Origin of the sequence: Paenibacillus sp. MMS20-IR301, assembly GCF_032302195.1 — a bacterium.
Classification (GTDB): Bacteria; Bacillota; Bacilli; order Paenibacillales; family Paenibacillaceae; genus Paenibacillus_AQ.
This window is the reverse complement of the sequence record NZ_CP135275.1, coordinates 6,767,743-6,785,637: the sequence shown is the minus strand read 5'-3', so window position 1 is coordinate 6,785,637 and position 17,895 is coordinate 6,767,743. Positions and strand designations below refer to the sequence as shown.

Annotated in this window: 21 protein-coding genes; 4 read left to right on the top strand and 17 right to left on the bottom strand. The window is 54.4% G+C overall.

Going from position 1 to position 17,895, the window contains the following annotated elements; all coding sequences use genetic code 11:
- Positions 1-39: 39 nt before the first annotated feature.
- From gatB to LOS79_RS29195, 14 genes are all read right to left on the bottom strand, one after another.
- On the bottom strand, positions 40-1,485 hold the full coding sequence (gene gatB / locus LOS79_RS29260) for an Asp-tRNA(Asn)/Glu-tRNA(Gln) amidotransferase subunit GatB (RefSeq protein WP_315414350.1): 1,446 nt from the start codon (positions 1,483-1,485) through the stop codon (positions 40-42).
- Between the two features lie 35 nt (positions 1,486-1,520).
- The gene (gatA, locus tag LOS79_RS29255) at positions 1,521-2,978 is read right to left on the bottom strand and encodes an Asp-tRNA(Asn)/Glu-tRNA(Gln) amidotransferase subunit GatA (RefSeq protein ID WP_315414349.1); all 1,458 of its coding nucleotides are present in this window, start codon (positions 2,976-2,978) and stop codon (positions 1,521-1,523) included.
- A 34-nt stretch (positions 2,979-3,012) separates the two neighbouring features.
- A complete protein-coding gene (gene gatC, locus LOS79_RS29250) occupies positions 3,013-3,300 on the bottom strand; it encodes an Asp-tRNA(Asn)/Glu-tRNA(Gln) amidotransferase subunit GatC (RefSeq protein WP_315414347.1) in 288 nt (95 codons plus the stop codon).
- A gap of 377 nt (positions 3,301-3,677) precedes the next feature.
- Complete coding sequence (locus LOS79_RS29245) at positions 3,678-4,061, bottom strand: ATPase (protein ID WP_315414345.1); 384 nt, start codon at positions 4,059-4,061, stop codon at positions 3,678-3,680.
- Between the two features lie 157 nt (positions 4,062-4,218).
- Positions 4,219-4,989: an ABC transporter permease subunit gene (locus LOS79_RS29240; RefSeq protein ID WP_315414342.1), complete on the bottom strand. Its 771-nt coding sequence runs from the start codon at positions 4,987-4,989 to the stop codon at positions 4,219-4,221.
- Positions 4,986-5,900 carry an ABC transporter ATP-binding protein gene (locus tag LOS79_RS29235; protein WP_315414340.1) on the bottom strand — a complete coding sequence of 305 codons (915 nt, stop codon included), beginning with the start codon at positions 5,898-5,900 and terminating at the stop codon, positions 4,986-4,988. Before LOS79_RS29235 ends, LOS79_RS29240 begins: the two co-directional genes overlap by 4 nt.
- A complete protein-coding gene (locus LOS79_RS29230; RefSeq protein ID WP_315414338.1) occupies positions 5,900-6,091 on the bottom strand; it encodes a PLD nuclease N-terminal domain-containing protein in 192 nt (63 codons plus the stop codon). The genes LOS79_RS29235 and LOS79_RS29230 overlap by 1 nt, the downstream gene beginning before the upstream one ends.
- A 57-nt stretch (positions 6,092-6,148) precedes the next feature.
- Positions 6,149-6,376 carry a hypothetical protein gene (locus LOS79_RS29225; protein WP_315414336.1) on the bottom strand — a complete coding sequence of 76 codons (228 nt, stop codon included), beginning with the start codon at positions 6,374-6,376 and terminating at the stop codon, positions 6,149-6,151.
- Positions 6,373-6,699: a YxlC family protein gene (locus LOS79_RS29220; RefSeq protein WP_315414335.1), complete on the bottom strand. Its 327-nt coding sequence runs from the start codon at positions 6,697-6,699 to the stop codon at positions 6,373-6,375. The genes LOS79_RS29225 and LOS79_RS29220 overlap by 4 nt, the downstream gene beginning before the upstream one ends.
- Positions 6,689-7,219, bottom strand: a complete 531-nt coding sequence (gene sigY / locus LOS79_RS29215) for an RNA polymerase sigma factor SigY (RefSeq protein WP_315414333.1) — start codon at positions 7,217-7,219, stop codon at positions 6,689-6,691. Before sigY ends, LOS79_RS29220 begins: the two co-directional genes overlap by 11 nt.
- 58 nt (positions 7,220-7,277) lie before the next feature.
- Complete coding sequence (locus tag LOS79_RS29210; RefSeq protein WP_315414332.1) at positions 7,278-7,484, bottom strand: hypothetical protein; 207 nt, start codon at positions 7,482-7,484, stop codon at positions 7,278-7,280.
- Positions 7,485-7,668: 184 nt separating this feature from the next.
- On the bottom strand, positions 7,669-8,298 hold the full coding sequence (locus tag LOS79_RS29205) for an MBL fold metallo-hydrolase (protein WP_315414331.1): 630 nt from the start codon (positions 8,296-8,298) through the stop codon (positions 7,669-7,671).
- A 5-nt stretch (positions 8,299-8,303) separates the two neighbouring features.
- Positions 8,304-8,870 carry a thioredoxin family protein gene (locus LOS79_RS29200; protein WP_315414330.1) on the bottom strand — a complete coding sequence of 189 codons (567 nt, stop codon included), beginning with the start codon at positions 8,868-8,870 and terminating at the stop codon, positions 8,304-8,306.
- The gene (locus LOS79_RS29195; protein WP_315414328.1) at positions 8,867-9,481 is read right to left on the bottom strand and encodes an undecaprenyl phosphate transporter UptA; all 615 of its coding nucleotides are present in this window, start codon (positions 9,479-9,481) and stop codon (positions 8,867-8,869) included. The genes LOS79_RS29200 and LOS79_RS29195 overlap by 4 nt, the downstream gene beginning before the upstream one ends.
- 242 nt (positions 9,482-9,723) lie before the next feature.
- On the opposite strand from LOS79_RS29195, the gene LOS79_RS29190 reads away from it, so the two are divergent.
- Complete coding sequence (locus LOS79_RS29190; protein WP_315414327.1) at positions 9,724-10,032, top strand: autorepressor SdpR family transcription factor; 309 nt, start codon at positions 9,724-9,726, stop codon at positions 10,030-10,032.
- A gap of 46 nt (positions 10,033-10,078) precedes the next feature.
- Positions 10,079-10,735: an SdpI family protein gene (locus tag LOS79_RS29185; protein WP_315414326.1), complete on the top strand. Its 657-nt coding sequence runs from the start codon at positions 10,079-10,081 to the stop codon at positions 10,733-10,735.
- 57 nt (positions 10,736-10,792) lie between these two features.
- Here LOS79_RS29185 and LOS79_RS29180 read toward each other — a convergent pair whose 3' ends face one another.
- From LOS79_RS29180 to LOS79_RS29170, 3 genes are all read right to left on the bottom strand, one after another.
- A complete protein-coding gene (locus LOS79_RS29180; RefSeq protein WP_315414325.1) occupies positions 10,793-13,285 on the bottom strand; it encodes an O-antigen ligase family protein in 2,493 nt (830 codons plus the stop codon).
- Between the two features lie 396 nt (positions 13,286-13,681).
- Positions 13,682-14,869, bottom strand: coding sequence for a class I SAM-dependent methyltransferase (locus tag LOS79_RS29175; protein ID WP_315414324.1), 1,188 nt, complete (start codon positions 14,867-14,869; stop codon positions 13,682-13,684).
- A 45-nt stretch (positions 14,870-14,914) separates the two neighbouring features.
- On the bottom strand, positions 14,915-15,577 hold the full coding sequence (locus LOS79_RS29170; protein ID WP_315414322.1) for a DUF6483 family protein: 663 nt from the start codon (positions 15,575-15,577) through the stop codon (positions 14,915-14,917).
- Between the two features lie 318 nt (positions 15,578-15,895).
- On the opposite strand from LOS79_RS29170, the gene LOS79_RS29165 reads away from it, so the two are divergent.
- Positions 15,896-16,462, top strand: a complete 567-nt coding sequence (locus LOS79_RS29165) for an ArsR/SmtB family transcription factor (protein ID WP_315414320.1) — start codon at positions 15,896-15,898, stop codon at positions 16,460-16,462.
- Complete coding sequence (locus tag LOS79_RS29160; protein WP_397386707.1) at positions 16,463-17,815, top strand: MFS transporter; 1,353 nt, start codon at positions 16,463-16,465, stop codon at positions 17,813-17,815.
- Positions 17,816-17,895: the final 80 nt, after the last annotated feature.

Genomic DNA, 17,895 nt, shown 5'->3' with positions numbered 1-17,895 from the left:
ACTCCGTGATTCTATAATCTATTACCCATAAAGCCGTTGTTAGCTGTTCAGCACTTCAGCAAGCAGCGTATTCACGAGGCCCGGGTTAGCCTTGCCTTTACTTTCCTTCATTACCTGTCCTACGAGGAAGCCGATCGCCTTTTGCTTGCCTGCCTTGTAGTCTTCGACCGATTGCGGATTTGCGGCAACCACATCCTGTACGATCTTCTTGATTGCCCCTTCATCACTGATCTGGACCAGTCCCTGCTCTTCAACAATGACTGCAGGCAGCTTACCGCTCTCCAGCATTTCCTTGAAGACAGTTTTGGCGATTTTGCTGCTGATGGTTCCGCCTGCGATCAGGCCGATCATCTCACCCAGCCCCTGCGGAGTAATCTTCACCTGGGATAATTCAAGATTGCCCCCGTTTAAGTAGCCGAGCAGATCGCCCATCATCCAGTTGGCTACAGCCTTCGCATCCCGGGTATAGGCAAGACTGCCCTCGAAGAAATCAGCCAGCAGCTTAGACGAGGTAAGCACTCCGGCATCATAAGCGGTCAGACCGAATTCTTCACTGTAACGCAGCTGCCGCGCATCCGGAAGCTCCGGAATCGTGGAGCGGATTGCTTCCTTCCAGGCATCATCAATATGCAGCACAATGAGGTCCGGATCAGGGAAATAACGGTAGTCATGGGCTTCTTCCTTGCCGCGCATGGACAGCGTTTTGCCTCCGGCTTCATCCCAGCGCCGGGTCTCCTGCACAACGATACCGCCATCGTCCAGAATCTCTGCCTGGCGTACCTGCTCGTACTCAAGTCCGCGGAGAACACCACGGAAAGAGTTCATGTTCTTGAGTTCTGCCCGGATACCGAATTCTTCCTGCCCTTCCGGGCGCAGGCTGATATTCGCGTCACAGCGCATTGAGCCCTCTTCCATCTTCACATCGGATACATCACAGTACTGCATAATGGCACGGATTTTCTCCAGATAAGCACGCGCTTCTTCCGGAGAACGCAGATCCGGCTCAGACACAATTTCAATCAGCGGCGTTCCGACCCGGTTGAAATCAACAAGCGAAGCGAAACCGCCGTCTACGTGGGTCAGCTTCCCGGCATCCTCTTCCAGATGAAGGCGGGTAATACCGATCCGTTTGGTCTCCCCATTCACTTCAATATCAATCCAGCCGTTCAGGCCGATTGGCTGATCATATTGCGAGATCTGGTAAGCCTTGGGTGAATCGGGGTAAAAATAGTTTTTGCGGTCGAATTTGCTGACATCGCCGATGGTACAGTTAAGTGCCATAGCTGCTTTCATCGCATACTCTACCGCCTGACGGTTGAGTACCGGCAGCACACCGGGGTGGCCGAGACAAACCGGACAAGTATGCGTATTAGGCGGCGCACCGAATTCTGTCGAGCAGCCGCAGAAGATTTTGGACTTGGTATGAAGCTCCACATGAACTTCCAGCCCGATGACCGTTTCATATTTAGACATAGATAATCTCATCCCTTAAAAGTTTTGTGGGCAACTACTGCTGACAGCTACAATTGCGGGCGCGCTTTGTGATGCTCTGTATGTTGTTCAAAGGCATGCGCAACGCGCAGTACTGTACTCTCGTCGAACTCTTTGCCGATAATCTGCAGACCGACAGGCAGACCCTCCGCGAAGCCGCAAGGAACGCTAACCGCAGGGATACCAGCCAGGCTGACAGGAATGGTCAGGATATCATTCAGATACATCGTCAGCGGATCTTCTGTCTGGGAACCCAGCTTGAAGGCGGTTGTTGGTGCAGTCGGGCCGATCACAACATCATATTTCTTAAATACTTCATCAAAATCCTGTTTGATCAGGGTGCGGACCTTCTGTGCCTTCAGATAATAAGCATCGTAATATCCGGAGCTGAGTGCGTAAGTACCAAGCATAATCCGGCGTTTAACCTCCGGCCCAAAACCCCTGCTGCGGGAATTATGATACAGGTCAAGCAAGCCGCCGCCTTCATCTACACGGACTCCGTAACGTACACCGTCAAACCGGGCCAGGTTAGAGGAAGCCTCTGAAGAGGACAGCAGATAATATGCAGCCACTGCGTACTCTGTGTGCGGGAGTGAGACTTCTTCCCATACAGCCCCTAGACCCTCCAGCACTTTAAGTGCAGACAACACGGATTCACGGACTGAAGCATCTACGCCTTCCCCGATGTATTCCTTCGGTACAGCAATGCGCAGACCGGCAATATCACCGGTCAGTGAGCTCAGATAATCCGGAATATCCACCTTAGCGGAAGTCGAATCCTGGGCATCATAACCGGCAATCGCCTGAAGCACATAAGCTGAATCTTCAACCGTACGGGTAATCGGGCCGATCTGATCCAGTGAAGAGGCAAAAGCCACCAGGCCGTAGCGTGAAACGAGGCCGTAGGTTGGCTTAAGGCCAACCACTCCGCAATAGGAGGCTGGCTGGCGGATGGAACCGCCGGTGTCGGAGCCGAGGGTGAAGAACACTTCACCGGCTGCCACCGCCGCTGCAGAGCCGCCGCTTGATCCGCCGGGAACGCGTTCCAGATCCCACGGGTTGCGCACCGCTCCGAAGCTGGAGTTCTCATTCGAGCCACCCATGGCGAATTCATCCATATTCAGCTTGCCGATCGTCACCGCATCCGCCTGGCGAAGCTTAGAGACTACGGTCGCATCATAAATCGGCTGGAAATTAGTCAGGAACTGGCTGGCGCAGGTGGTGCGGAGCCCTTTGGTCACGATATTATCTTTGATTCCGGCAGGAAGTCCGAACAGCAGACCGCGTGCGGCCCCCGAAGCCAACTTGTCGTCAAGTGCGCGCGCGGAAGCGCGGGCCCCTTCTTCATTCAGCGTCAAAAAAGCATGGACCTTGCTGTCATGATCAGCAATCGCAGACAGCGAGCTTTCAGTCAGCTCACTGACCGAAACCGCTTTGCTGTTCAGCATGTTATGTACTTCCGGTAATCGATATTGAAACAGGCTCAACTTGCTTCCTCCTCACGGTTAATAGTTATCCTAGCTATTCTAGAACAGCGGGAACCTTAAAGTGCCCGTCTTCCTCTTCCGGTGCGTTAAGCAAAGCTTCCTCTTGGGAGAGGCTCTCCTTGACCACATCGTCCCGCATCACGTTACTGACCTGCAGTACATGTGTAGTCGGCTGAACATTCTCGGTATCCAGCTCATTTAATTTCTCTGCATATTGTAAAATAGCATTCATTTGTTCGGTGAAGGTACCCTCTTCTTCCGGGCTTAGTTGCAGACGGGCCAGCTTGGCCACATGCTGCACATCTTTGACGGTGATGCTCATAACAAATATCCCCTCCTGTTTAAAGGGCTAAAGCGCCCGGATAACGATTTTAATTATATTGTAGACGGCTCTACAATTCAATGCGCTTGTCATTTGAGGAAGAATTAAGAAGTTCAGCTTGGGCTTGAAGCTACGGGACGGAGGGTGGCGGATTAACGAGTCAGCGGGAGGCGGTGTTAAAAGCAATTGCCGGCGGGATCGGCTCGTTATAGAAGGGATGGCAGGCTGGTGTGGTGACGGTGCAGCGGATTATGCTTAATATTAGAACAAAATAACCCCACAAAGCGGGGCTTTTCATGGATGCTGATTCAGGTACTTTGCGGGGACCCCAAAACATATAATCTAAAAAAAAGCCGGCTTGCGCCGGCTTTCTTTACTTAAATCCAAGCGCGAAGATTCACCTGCTTGATGAATTCCGCCTGGGACAAACTCTCTTTGGGTGCAGTTTCCTGCTCTTCCGACTCAGCTTCCTCGCCGTTCATCAAATGATGAAACAGCTTCTCGTTGTATGTCGAAAGTGCATAATCTATCAGAGCCTCGTGCGTCGCCCTTTCAGCTTCAGCTACCAGCAATTGTTCTTCGGCCTCGATATCCTCGGCTGTCACATAGAAATTCCGGTTGGCCTCGGGTACACGAATGACATAATCAAACGCGTTATCAGGATTGCGGTCGTAAGCAATCAGGTAGCCGTAGTCTCCGATAGGAAGACTCTGCTCAAAAACGTCCGCTACAATGACAATCTTCTCTCCTAAACGCAGCATCGTCCTACCTCCTGACCAAAATCTATCATGGTTTTGCTTGTTTCAACAGTCTACTAAAAAAAGATAGAGCTGTCCAGCAGCAGGAAGGCCGTATAATGAATTTTGGCAGAAAATTCTCTGAAAGTTCTTGAAAGCGTGCTGTTCTATTGAAAATCTTTCAATCCGGCAATTTATTCCTGCCTGCCAGCAGCGATGCTCCAGCAATGCAGAGTATGATCAGCACCACCGCAGAGATCACCGGAGCTCCGCCAGCCGGGCCGCTATCATTCAAAATTCCCGCTGATACCGCAGGCAAGGCAGCAGGTGTCCAGCCAAGCCAATCAGGCAGCAGACTATAGCCCAGGCTCATTCCCGCCGCCAGCAGAAGAGCAAGACAAGCTGCCGCCGGTCCGCGCAGCCAGGCACTGAACAGCAGTGTCAGCGAGACTGTGCACAGCAGCCATAAGGCGTAAATTCCAGAGGATACCGCTGCTGCACTCCAAGACAAAGCTCCCATGAGCTGGACCGTATAATATGCGGCACCTGCGGCGCCTAGCCCCAGCGCAACGATTAACACGGTCAAATTAGCCGCCCATTTGGCAGCAACAACCGCTGCTGGTGAAACCGGCTTAGCCATAAGCAGCTCTGCTGTACCGGCGGCCCGCTCCCCCGCCAGACTATTCATAGCTCCCAGCGCCAGAATCAGCATGCCGATCGTTCCGTACTGACCCAGAGCTTCGGCCATCACCGCGTTAGCACCCGGCATCTCGTAGCTCTCCAAGAACCCTGCCGGCACATTGGAGGAAGCTGCCAGAATATCAGGCATATAGAAGGTTACCAGCGGCTGCATAATGCCGAGAATAATGAATACAACAGGGATCCAGATCAGCTTATAGCTGCGTGCAGCCTCCAGCATCTCCCGCGCATATAAGACCCGTAGCTTCTTCATGCTCCCACCACTTTCATGAACAGATCCTCCAGTGTGGATGAGCCCGCTTCAAATTGCAGCAGCGGAATATCAAGCCCGGCTGCTTCCTGCAGAATCGTCCGGCGTGCGAGCTCAACATCACTCACATTAAAGACTGCCTTGCCGTCCGACACACTGGCTTCCTCAATAAAAGACTTATGCTTAAGCTCCTCCAGCCAACGGATTGCCTTCTCTTCCTTGGCCGTAGTCAATCTGATAACCGGAAGACTGTATTCTGTACGGAGCCGCGCCAAGGTTCCTTGGACAGCAATGGCTCCCTGATTCATTAGTATGACATCATCACAAATCTCTTCAGCATCGTGGAGTACGTGGGTTGAGAATACTACTGTGGTGTCCTTGCGGATATCACGCAGCAACTCCATTACTTCCCGGCGTCCGATCGGATCAAGCGCGGAGACGGGTTCATCAAGCAATAACAGCCGGGGACGGTGGACCAGAGCCTGGGCTAGCCCAAGGCGCTGCTTCATCCCGCCGGAATAACCGCCGATCCGCCGCCGGGCCGCCGCACTTAACCCTACCCGTTCCAACACCTCACCTGCTTCCAGCGCTGCCTCCCTGGCATTCATCCCGCTCAGTTTGGCGGCGAATACAGTATATTCCAGTCCGCTCATCCAGCTGTAAAAAGCCGGAGACTGCGGCAGATAACCCAGCTCACGGCGGTAATCGGTGCCGGGAGGATAGCCGCTGAAGGTGATACTGCCGCCGGACTGCAGCAGCAGTCCGGCGAGCATGCGCAGCGTTGTCGTCTTGCCCGCTCCGTTTGGCCCCAGCAGGGCAACGCAGCGCCCGGCTTCAATCCCGAAGCTGATGCCGTCCACCGAAAGCTGCCCGCCGAAGCTCTTACGCAGATTATCAACCTCAAGCAGCGGCATTAGGGCTCCTTCCTTCCGAGTGTGAAATAAGCTATGCTGCCGAGCAGATTACCGAAAATCAAAAACAGCACCCACATCCATTTCGGCCCGCGCACCCGTTCTGCCTTCGCCAGTGAGATCAGACCTACGGCTGCGAGCAGGACCTGCAGTGCAATCAGCGGCCAGATCAATCCTAAGTTCACTTTATCCATAGCCTCCGCCCTCTCTACTTCAATCCTGCCTTCTTCACTAAAAGCTTCTATGTTCTTTCATCGTTGTCTTCCTGTGTTCCGCTTCCGTCTATCAGGGAGAACTACAAGCAGCAGATAGCAGACAGCAGGTGTAGGGGCACCCGTGATCCCCCAGATTCCCCAGAACCAGGCCATCCTGCCTTTGCCTCTTCTCTGGGCATCACGAAACAGCAGGGTTCCCTGCACCATCAGTACAGCCGCTACAAGAATCCACAGCCAAAAAGGCACCTCCTGCAGCTCCTTCACTCTTCGTACTCCTCCCGCCGCAGCCTGATCCGTGCTATCCACAGGCTGCAAACCGCAGCCAGCGGGATCAGCACCTGCAGCCCCAAATAAAGCACCGGAGCAGAGCTGAGAATGGCCAGTACTATACTGAGCACGATTAGTGCCACTATGCAGAATATCAGCAGATCTTTCCGCTGCCTGCTGCTCCGGCGGGCTGTCTCTGCAGCAATGAGCTGCTCAAGCTCAGGCAATGAGGGCGGGGCGGCGTCCGCATATTGCTTATCCAGATTCTCAAGCTCCGCAGACAGCCTGCCGAGCAGTTCTTCCTCACTGTTAAACTTCATTCTCATCCAGCTCCCTTCGCAGTTGATTCAGTCCGGCGGCTACCCTTGACTTGACCGTACCGGAGGGAATCTGCAGCATTCCCCCGATCTCATCATAGCCATACCCGTAATAATGCTTCAGCAGCACAGCCATTCTCTGGGCAGCGGACAGCCTGGATAAGGCGTCCAGCACCTCGCTCCATTCCATATCCCTGCTCTCGAACCTCCAGCGGATACTTCGTACCCCTTGCTCCTCCTGCCACTTTGCCTCACGCTTCCACCGCCGCTTCCGGTCAATATACAGCCGGCTGGCAATCGTAATCAGCCATGAAGAGAAGGCAGAGGCTCCGTTATACGTCCCGATCTTCTCCATACATCTGACCATGGTATCCTGAGCCAGCTCCTCAGCAAGCGAAGGATCCATGGTGGCTTTAATCAGATATTTGTACAGAAAGGAGTAATGCTCCTGCAGCAGTGCAGCCAGCGCCGCAGCATCCCCCTGCTGCGCACGGCTGATCTTCTCCAGCATCCCGTCGCCCATAGCCCCTCCTCATTTTCCTTCAATCACACCTGTAATACGCTTATGTACCATATATCGTTCATTCACGGTCGGATTTATTTTGCAGCTCCCACAGCCTGCGCCTCCAGGGCTGGACCTTCCCCTTGCCTCTCGGAAACCGCCAGAACAGGGTGCATTTAGAATCGTGTTCACCTGCAGCATAGTCCGTCTCATTCCGTTCGGCGACTCCTGCCTCATCAGCATCATATTCCCCATAATCCAAATAATTATGAATATCCTCTTTCATTCCGCTTCCCCCCATGAGATTAAAGACATATAGACAAAAAAAAGAACGCAAACCGGGATTATTCCACAGTCTGCGTGCTTCGCGAGGTAAATGTTACATTTAATTAACAATATTGTAGCAACTCTGTATCTTCTTGTCTATCTCTAATTTCCCGCTTTATGTCATATCCCGCATAAATCCGTCATTACATGGGGACATAAGGGTTGTTAAGCTTCTCGAATCCGATGGAGGTACGCGGACCATGTCCGGGATATACCTTCACTTCTTCATCCAGCCGGTACAGCTTACCGCGGATCGAATCGAACAGATCACGTTCCCTGCCGCCGGGAAGATCGGTGCGGCCCACTCCCGTTTTGAACAATACATCACCGGAAAAGAGATCATTGCCGCACAGGAAGCTGACACTGCCCGGTGAATGCCCCGGCGTATGCAGCACCCGGAAGGTTAAGCCCAGCAGCTTCAGCACCTGGCCCTCCGCCAGATCATACTCTGCCGGATCCGTGCTCACCGGAGGGGTCGTTTCCGGCCACATCAGCGAACCGTTCAGCTTCGGGCTGCCCAGCCATTCGCTCTCCAGAGGATGGATATATACAGGGCACTTTCTGGCCTTACGGACCTCGTCCAGTCCGGCGATATGATCAAAATGGGCATGCGTCAGCAATACTGCCTCAATTTCCATTCCTTCAGTTGCGCGGAGGAGAGCTGCCGGATTAGCGCCCGGATCGATAATTACACCCCGCGCCGGGTCTGCGCCTGTCAAAAGATAGGCGTTGGTCTGAAGCGCCCCGAGATTATAGGATCTTATATTCAGCATCGGCCTTAGAATCCGGAGATCAGACTGCGCAGCTCTTTGGCGATAACCGCGTGTGATTCCGTTCCTTCTCCGTAAGCCTGCCCCATCGCTTTGCGTACTTCGGTAATTTTGCTCTCGTAATCCGCCGCCTCACGGTCCGGATTCTCACTTTTAAATGCTCTCATCAGTGATTGTACATGTTCAGGGCGGGGTCCCCAGTGTCCCAGTACATAACCGCCGGTATCTGCAAAAATAACCACCGGCACCGACCGTCCGCCCATCGTCAGGAAATGATCCATAACATCCTGGTTTTCTTCCAGAATCAGAACTTCGGTCTTGATGCCTGCGGTTTCCAGAATCCGGAATATAACAGGGACATTACGGACCACATCACCGCACCAGTCGGCGGCCAGAATCAGTACACGCAGATCATCACGGTGATTCAGACTCTCGAAAAATTCACGGTCATCCTTGTCCTCCCAGGCAAATTTCTCATACCAGGATTCAAAAGCCTGCTGGTTCTTCGTCATTCCTTCCACAAACTGGCGCGGAGTCAGGCCCTGACCGAATTTGGCTGCTACATTCTGCTTCATACTGCACTACCCTTCTTCTTGGATTTGTACCACTTGAACAGGAAATACAAAACAATCACCGCAAGGGCGGCAAGAATAATTTCATGTGTATACTTGGCTGCGACCTCATCAATAGTCTCCCACTTATCACCGAGCGTATAACCCAGATATACAAACAATACACTCCATGGAATTACTGCAAGCGTAGTCAGCATGGTGAACTTGCCAAGCGGCATGCGGGAAATACCGGCCGGAACCGAGATGGCATGGCGGACAACCGGAATGAAGCGGGCCGTAAAGATAACGCCGGTTCCGTACTTCTCGAACCATTCCTCGGAATGGTCAATATGTTTTTTGGAGATGAAAATATATTTGCCGTACTTCTCCAGCACAGGTCTGCCGCCATAACGGCCGATCCAGTATACAAAAATCTGGGCGACCACCCCGCCTACCGTGCCAAACAGAACCGCGCCGAAGAAGTTAATATCCCCTAGTGATACCAGGTAACCTCCGTAAGCCAGCACAATCTCACTTGGTATAACTTCAATCATCAGACCGATCATAATACCGAAATAGCCCAGGCTCTGAATCCATTCCAGCAAAGTTGAAACCAGATCAGATAAAAAATGCAATTGCAGCTCTCCTCCCGTATATTGCGTAATTGGCCCGGCACTCTGCTGGCAGAATCCAAAACCCCATCCGCTCTATGTATCCAGCTTCTCCTAGCCTATTCTAGCATATGCAGCATTACGACTTCTACTTATAGGGTTTGGGACATTCCTATTTGAGAGTTCTTACTGCATTGACATAATATCCCTTAAAGACTTATTATATATTTAGATAATTATTTAAATGTTTAAAGGATGGTGCGGATTTGAACGAATCTTTCAAAGCTCTGGCTGATCCGACCCGCAGACAGATTCTCCGCCTGCTCAAGGATAAAGACCGGACAGCCGGTGAAATCGCCGAATTTTTCAACATGTCAAAGCCCAGCATCTCCCATCATCTTAATGCGCTCAAGCATGCCGGACTGGTGCAGGACGAACGAAAGGGGCAGTTTATTCTCTACTCTCTGGACTCCACGGTGCTCGAAGAGGTGCTGGGCTGGTTTCTGGAATTATCCGGTGCGGGTAAAAGCGGCAAGCAGAATACAGCAGCAGGCGAGCCGAAAGAAGCAGAGTGAACCGAATGTACGCAGATCTATTATTTTTTGACACGGAGGCTGATTCATGATGAAGAATTTTAATTGGAAATGGCAGGACACACTGATTGTGATTCTGGGCCTGATCTCACTCTACTACGCAATATATAATTACGGCAGACTGCCGGACCAGCTTCCTGCCCAGTTCAGCATCACCGGCGAGGTTAACAGGTATTGGAGCAAGGATACTGTGATCGCGCTGCTGTTTTTCATGGGAACGATCTTTCCGCTGGGTATCCAGTTTATACGCAATATTGATCCCAAGCGCGAGAATTACGGCAAATTTCAGAGTGCATACAAAATGATCCGTCTTGCAGTAGGTATCCTTTGTGATGCTATGCTTGTGTTGACCGTCTCTTACGGTCTGGATGAGCAGTTTCCTGCCGGGAAATGGGCTACTGTGGGTCTTGGGGTGTTATTTGTCGTAATCGGCAATTTCATGCCGCAGATCAAGGATAATTATCTCATCGGTATCCGTACCCCCTGGACGCTGGCCAGCCCTGAAGTATGGCGCAAAACCCACCGTTTCTCCGGAGCACTGTGGATCATTAGCGGGCTGCTGTTCATGCTTGGAGCTTTCATGCCGGTTGCCTTATCAGTAAGTATGATAATCGCTGCCCTGGTTATAGCTGTGGTCCTGCCATATATATATTCCTGGCTGATCTCACGGGACATCAGGGCCTGATGCCTGATGTCCCGGTCCTGAATGTAGCTGCAATAATCCGGATGACAATGTTACGGATTATTGCTTCAGCCTATCCGCACGGGAAAACATATCACGGGCCTCTGCCAGCACCCCGCTAAGCCGCAGGTGCATCTCTTCCCCGGCAGGCCCGCTGATCCTGAAGCCGCGGTCATTATGCTGCGGTCCCCGGCTGTACTCCCTGCGGGCAAGCAGGCTGTACTGCCGCAGCAGCGCGAGGCCGGCGTCCGCACTCTCCGCAGCCCTCCGCTTGTCCCCTTCTGTCAATTCCCGCTCCCCGAGCATTAGCATCCCTTCAACTGCTGCCATTCTTATGGCGGCATTATACTTATCCAGCCGCAGGCTCCGGCGTACCCAGTAGAGCGCCTCACCCGGACTTCCTGTATTCAGATACCGCTCCGCCAGCTCCCAGTTCAGTGCCGCATTCCCCGGGGAGCAGGCCAGACTGCGCCGCAGCACCTCTGTCCCCTGCTCCACCGGAAGCAGCTTTGATAAAGCGATTGCCGTCAACGGCGCTCCCTTATTCCACTCCAGGGATTGCCGCAGCAGCGTTGCCTGCACAGCAGGTTCAGGGGCACTGGCGGCCTGTCTGTATAATGCGCTGCCGGCAGCAGCCCGGAGAGACACCACACCACAAAGTATAGACAGCGCGCAAGCAAGGAGGATACCTGCAAGGATACCTGCTCTGCCGCGTAGAAGCTTCAGCCGGCCGGCTCCTGCCCGCACAGGAAGCCATCCGCTTGGGGCGGTAATCCCGGCTGTACCCTTCACAGCCGCCAGCAGCGTCCCCGTCCCTGCCTCCGCCAGCGCCCAGGCGGGCAACAGGAGCAGAAGCAGCCAGATCAGCCCGTAGCTCCAGTCGAAATCGACTGCGCTATGGAGGACTATGACGAGCAGGGGCGGAAGCAGCCTTGGTGACGCCTTGCCTGTCAGCCAGCCTGCTGCCAGCAGCAGAAGCAGGACCGCCCCCAGACCCGCCATCCCCAGGTTAAGCAGGATGTCGAGGTAACCGCTGTGCACCTGGCTGCCCGCATAGGGGCGGGACTGGGCGGCGAGGTATGCCTGCCGCCAGGTCTCGCCCCCGCGCCCCAGCCAGGGCGCCTCTGCCGCGAGCTTCCAGGCATCGCGGTAGAAGAGCACGCGCGCGTCCGCCGTCGGAGACGGCCCGGTTATCCGCGCGCGCACATGCAGGAGGACGGCGCCGCCCGCCGCCGTCCAGGCTGCCGCCGCCAGTGCCAGCATGGCGGCGCGCTGCCTTCCCGCCGCGCCGGTGCAGCGGCGGTGCAGCCACAGGCCGGCCAGCAGCGTGCCGGCCCAGAGCCCGGCCAGCAGCAGCAGGCCGGGCAGCGGGTCTGCCGCCAGCCCGGTGCGGGCCAGCTGGCGGTAGAGAAGCGCCGCGCCGGCTGCGGGCGCGGCACCGGCCAGGAGAAGCGGCGCGAGGAGCTGCCGCTTAGAGAGCAGGGCTGCGGCGGCGGCGCAGGCCGCAGCGAGCCAGGCGCCGCGCGACTCGCTGAGCAGCAGCGCGGCCGCGTAGGGGAACAGCGGCAGCAGGCGCGCCAGCAAGCCTCCAGTGCTGCCCAGCTCCGCATTGCCTTCTGCGCCTCCACCTTCCGCTCCGCCTGCAGCGCTCCTACGCTCCGCTCTGCCTCCAGCACTTCCGCCTTCCGCTCCTCCTACGGCGCTCCTACGCTCCGCTCTGCCGTCTGCGCCTCCACCTTCCGCTCCGCCTGCAGCGCTCCGCAGTTCCTCCTCCCGCCGCGAAGCGTAAGCGGCTGCAAACAGCCGCTCCAGCAGGAATACAGCCATCACCGCACCGAAGGTGTTCGGATACTGGAGCAGGCCGGCCAGTCTCGCTCCGGCAACGCTGACCTCCGGTGACAGGCTGTAAGCAACAGCATAAGGGACCGGGAGGCTGCCGCATACCGCGAGCAAAGCAGACAAGCTGATTACAATCCCTATGGAATGCCATAATGCAGCAAGAAGAGCTCCGCCCCGGCGGGTGCCCGCAGCCAGCAGAGCAAACACAGCAAAGCTCGTATACAGTCCCCACCGCAGCAATTCATTCAGCGTTCCTTGCAAGGACAGCGGTCGCAGATACACATGTATGCCATAAAAGATACAGACGATCACGGTGCAGGCAGGAAGCAGCAGCGCAACTTTTATATTCCCGCTCTGTCCATCGCTGCCAAGCAATATCCCCTGGCTTCTATCCGGCCCCCGCTCCCTTCCAGTCACCTGCTCCACCCCAGCCGGTAACTCTTCTCCCCTGGGCAACTCCACCATAGCCTCTGCGCTTTCCTCTGTGCCCCTGCCCAGCACCCGCACAATTCCAGCCCCCCAGGCCGCTGCACGCTGCACCAGTACCCAGCATGCCAGAGCGGTACAGCCAGCAAACCATATAGTCAGGAACACATACATCTCCCCGGCAAAAAAGAAGCCTCTCAGAATACATGCTGCAGCAGCTGCAGCAAATAGAGCTATACCGCAAGTGACGCTGACAACCTGATCCTTCCGCCGCTGAGACCTTTTCATCCGCATGGTTAATCTCCCGTTCCGCTTCGCACTTTTACAATCAGTCTGCCCATATTTCTCCTTCTGCAAAAGAGCAGCCTATTCTTCCTGAATCGCCGATTCCGTGGAGAGCAACGGCAGCTGTAGATAAATAAATGGAAAAACAGCATCTATTTCGATCTGAATTGCTGTTTCCAGGAAAATAAGTGTCATAAATCCATCTATTCACAGCTTCCCCAACCACGGCCCAAACCGCAAAATAACCCCACAAAGTGGGGCTTTGGCTTCGAGGCGGACTCAGGTACTTTGCGGGGACCCCAAAACATATAAATTCTATCTATCAAAAAAGCCGCTTCCCTAGGAAGCAGCCTGAATGCAGCTTGTCTCTCATGCCTTTAATCATTCATCGTATTAAGTTCATTCCGGAATTTCAGCGGGCAGCAGATCCGCGCAGACACGCTCCAGATAAGGCTTGGCCCCGAGAAAATCACGGAATGCACTGTACTCGCGCCATTTGGCGGAGTTGTATTCGCTGTCGCTTTTCACCGCACGGATGAGAATATTCTTCGGGGTATGCTCCATGTCGATGAATTCCAGCAGCTGGCTGCGGTAGCCCATCAGGTCGAGCAGCTTGGCCCGGATCGCATCGGTGGCAAGCGCCGAGAAGCGTTCCTTCAGAATGCCATGTGACAAAAGCGGATTCAGCACCTCACTCTCCACCTGCGCAAACAGCTCATGCTGGCAGCAGGGAACGGAGAGGATGACCGAAGCGCCCCAGCGGACAGCTTTTTCAAGAGCTGCATCTGTAGCCGTATCACAGGCATGCAGAGTGACAACCATATCCACCCGGTCCAGCTCATTGTAGTCGGCAATATCGCCTACCAGGAACTTCAGCCGGTCGTAGCCGAGCTTGGCAGCAAGTGCGCCGCAGTGCTCAATCACATCCGCCTTAAGATCAAGGCCGACAATGTTCAGCTCCCGCTGCTCGCGGATGCCCAGATAGTGGTACAAGGCAAAGGTCAGATATGACTTTCCGCAGCCAAAATCAACAATCGTCAGCGGTCGGCCCGCCGGAAGATCGCCGAGCACGTCCTCTACCATCTCAAGGAACCGGTTGATCTGGCGGAACTTATCATATTTCTTGGCCAGCACCTTGCCTTCGCTGTTCATAATACCCAGCTCCACGAGGAACGGCACCGGCACCCCTTCTTCCAGCACATACTGCTTGCGGCGGTTATGGGCCAGATCCGGTGTTTCCTGCTTGCTGGCCGATTTGGTCAGAATGGACACCTTGTACTTTTTGCTGATGAGCACCTGATAATCTGCTTCTATAGTACATAGCAGACCCTGGCGGAAGGTTTCACGCAGCAGGGAATACATCTCTTCAGCAGCTTCTTCTGCCGGAAGGTTGCGGTGTTCGACCTTGGGTCCGGTATAGTAGGCAAACTGGTAGTGCAGCTTGCCTTTTAATTCAACGGGTTTGATCTGCACTTTACTAAAGGCAGCTTCACCTTTGCTGCGCAGCTGGCTTAATGTTGCGGTGATCAGCTTACGTCCGGTAATGACTTGTTCAATCAGAGCTTTCAAAGATTCCACAGGGTACATCTCGCTTTCAGCTTATATAATGGAGCACAGGTCTCCTGAATGTCGTTATATTATAGCATTTCCGGTAAGCTTGCTCCATTCCTCCCGGCCTTGCTGCACTTCTTCGGGCGGAAGATCCCCTGCCGTCAGGGCCGCCGGACTCAGCTGTCCCAGCCGCTCATACAGCTCACTGCCCTCTGCTGCAACATCCTCCCCGTACTCCCACAGCCGGTAGAGGCTATCCTCCGCTTTGGCATAATGCCCCATAGCTTCCATATAGGCCAGCAGCAGCCGCTCTGTTTTGGCCGGAAGACGGTATGGCTCCACTTCCTTCAGCAGCGCCTCAATCTCCCCGGTCATATCCAGCAGCTCCCGGTCGGCTCCGTGAAGATCTGCATACAGGAACAGATGAAGTGAACGCATTGCCCGGAACAGTGCCTGATCCTTGTCCCCTTTTACCGTATAAATCCCGCCCTCTTCCTTCAGCAGCCTGGCTACGCCCTGAAGCTTGTCCGACTCCAGCACACCGCCCAAACGGAACATATCTATAATATCCTCTACAGACAGTGAATTAAGCAGACGCGAGTTCAGACGAAAATGCCGGTTCAGCAGCTCATCCACTTCCCATAGGGCTTCAGTAGTTTTTTTATCCTGCTTCAGTGTCAGCACCTTGGCAACCATTGCCGTCATATCCTCGATCATGCGCACGATATAATCTCTCCGGAACATGCTGCTCTCCTTTCGTAACTGCAACGCCGTTTTGCCGCCGCTGCTGCCCTGCCTCTGAATCTACTGGCTGATGGACTCATATTATACCATTCCTTCCTCCGGCGCCACCCGGCAGCCGGGCCAGAGGCCATAGCAGCACACGCTATTCTCTCAATATATATTGACATAAAAATAAGGGATGAACTACAATACAGCTACACCAATCTGGAATCCAGATTATACTGTTATACAGATTATAGTACAGTAGAGATTTTACCTGCCACCGTTGCCATGGGCTGTAATCCGTAATAATAAATACATAAGTCAGGAAGATGTTCAATGAGAAAACCTGCTGATTCCGGGCAAAACCCGCCACCCTCCACGGCTTCGGCTCCAATTTCCCCGGATAACAATATCCAGCCTCTGAAAGTAACCCCTGAACAGGATAAGCTGCTGGAAAGCGCCTTGCGGATTAAGATTATGCATACGCTGTCGGGTGAGCCGCTCACGTCCAAGCAGGTTGCGGAAAGGCTGAACAAGACACCCGGAAATATTCACTATCATATCATCAAGCTGTATGAGGGCGGCCTGCTGGAGCTTGTCCGGACCGAAGCCGCCGGAGGCATCATGCAGAAATTTTACCGCTCCAAAGGAACGATGTTCAAGTCAGAGCAATTGAGCGGCTTCCGCTTCCGCAAGGAAGATCAGGTGGAGCATTTCATTACCAGACTCTCCCTCTCTCCTCCTGAGCTGGCTGAATTTCATCAGGAGATGCTGGAGCTCATAACATCCTGGGAATCCAGGGTTACAGCAGGGGATGAATACGGTGTCGAAATTATGCTGGGCCGCCTGCAGCCTGCAGATTCCGCTGCAGAGCCGGATACAGATACGGAGGTACAGCTTTAGATGAATTCTGCCGCTTCCTCCAGACAAACCAAGCATAGCCCGCTTCAAGGCTTCGCTGCTCCATTCAGACAATCCCGGGCATTTCCTTATTTGTGGCTGGGTCATTTAGTTTCGTTCCTGGGCAGCTCGGTGACGATGGTCATCCTGCCTGTCCTTGTCTATACGCTGACCGGGTCAACAACCACGATGGGACTCGTCATGGCTGCCTATATGCTGCCGAATGTAATCATGCTTCCGGTATCCGGTCATATTGTCGACCGCTATGACCGTGTGCGGATTATGATGCTGGCCGATGTCGCCCGGTTCGCAATCATGCTGCTGACAGCAGTCCTGTCCCTCACCGGGATACTGAATGTCTCTCTGCTGTATGTATTGGTAGCCGGTTATGGCCTGCTTGACGGCTTGTTCCAGCCTGCCTATGCCGCTGTCCGGGCAACGGTATTCACACCGGATATCCGCGTAGCTGCCAACTCCCTGACACAGATCACTACCCAGTCTGTACGCCTGATCGGGCCAGCCCTGGGCGGGCTGCTTATTACGCATCTGTCGGCAGGTATCGGGTTTGGGCTGGATGCCTTCACTTATCTGCTCTCCCTGTTCTGCTTAATCTATCTGCGTAAAGCGTTGATTACCCGCCTGCAGCCTGCAGCAGCCGCCAGGGGGTCTGCTGCCCCTGACACCGCAGAGCCCGCTGAAAGCATTGATGCTAATCTTCCGGTTGTGCCCGCTTCTGAAACGCCTGCCGGTACTCACTGGAAAGAGGACTTCATAGAAGGTATAAACGTTCTGCGCGGCCATCCCTGGCTCTGGATCACCATCCTGGCCTTCTGCTTCGTCAATATTTGCTACTCGGGCATCATCAGCGTACTGCTTCCCTGGCTGTTCAAGGTGCATCATGGCTGGCCTCCATATATATACGGGCTTGCGGTCACCTTCTCCGGAGTAGGAGCTATCATTGCCGGCCTGCTGTACGGTTTGCGGCCGAAGTGGCGGCACCGCGGAATTCTGGCTTACGGAGGTGCAATGGTCAGCGGGGCCGCTCTCCTGCTGCTGCCGTTTGCCGCTTCGCCGGCAGTTGCTATCGCCTTCTTCGCCCTTGAAGGCTTCGGGCTGATGATCTTCGGGCTGATCTGGGAGATCAGCCTGCAGGAGCTGGTGCCAAAGGAAGCCTTCGGACGGGTAGCCAGCCTCGACCTGTTCGGCTCCTTCGCCCTGCTGCCGGTCGGTTATATTCTTGTCGGCTGGCTGGCTGACCTGATTGGCGGGGTACCGACAATTATTATCTTTGCCGGTCTGGGGCTATCCTGCGTCGGTCTTGTGCTTACCGTACCGGCCATCCGCCGGTTCCAATAATCAGGGCTGCGCAGCAACACAGAAAGGCAGCACTTCCGCCAACCGGCGGGTGCTGCCTTTCTCGTTATTATCCGACTCCT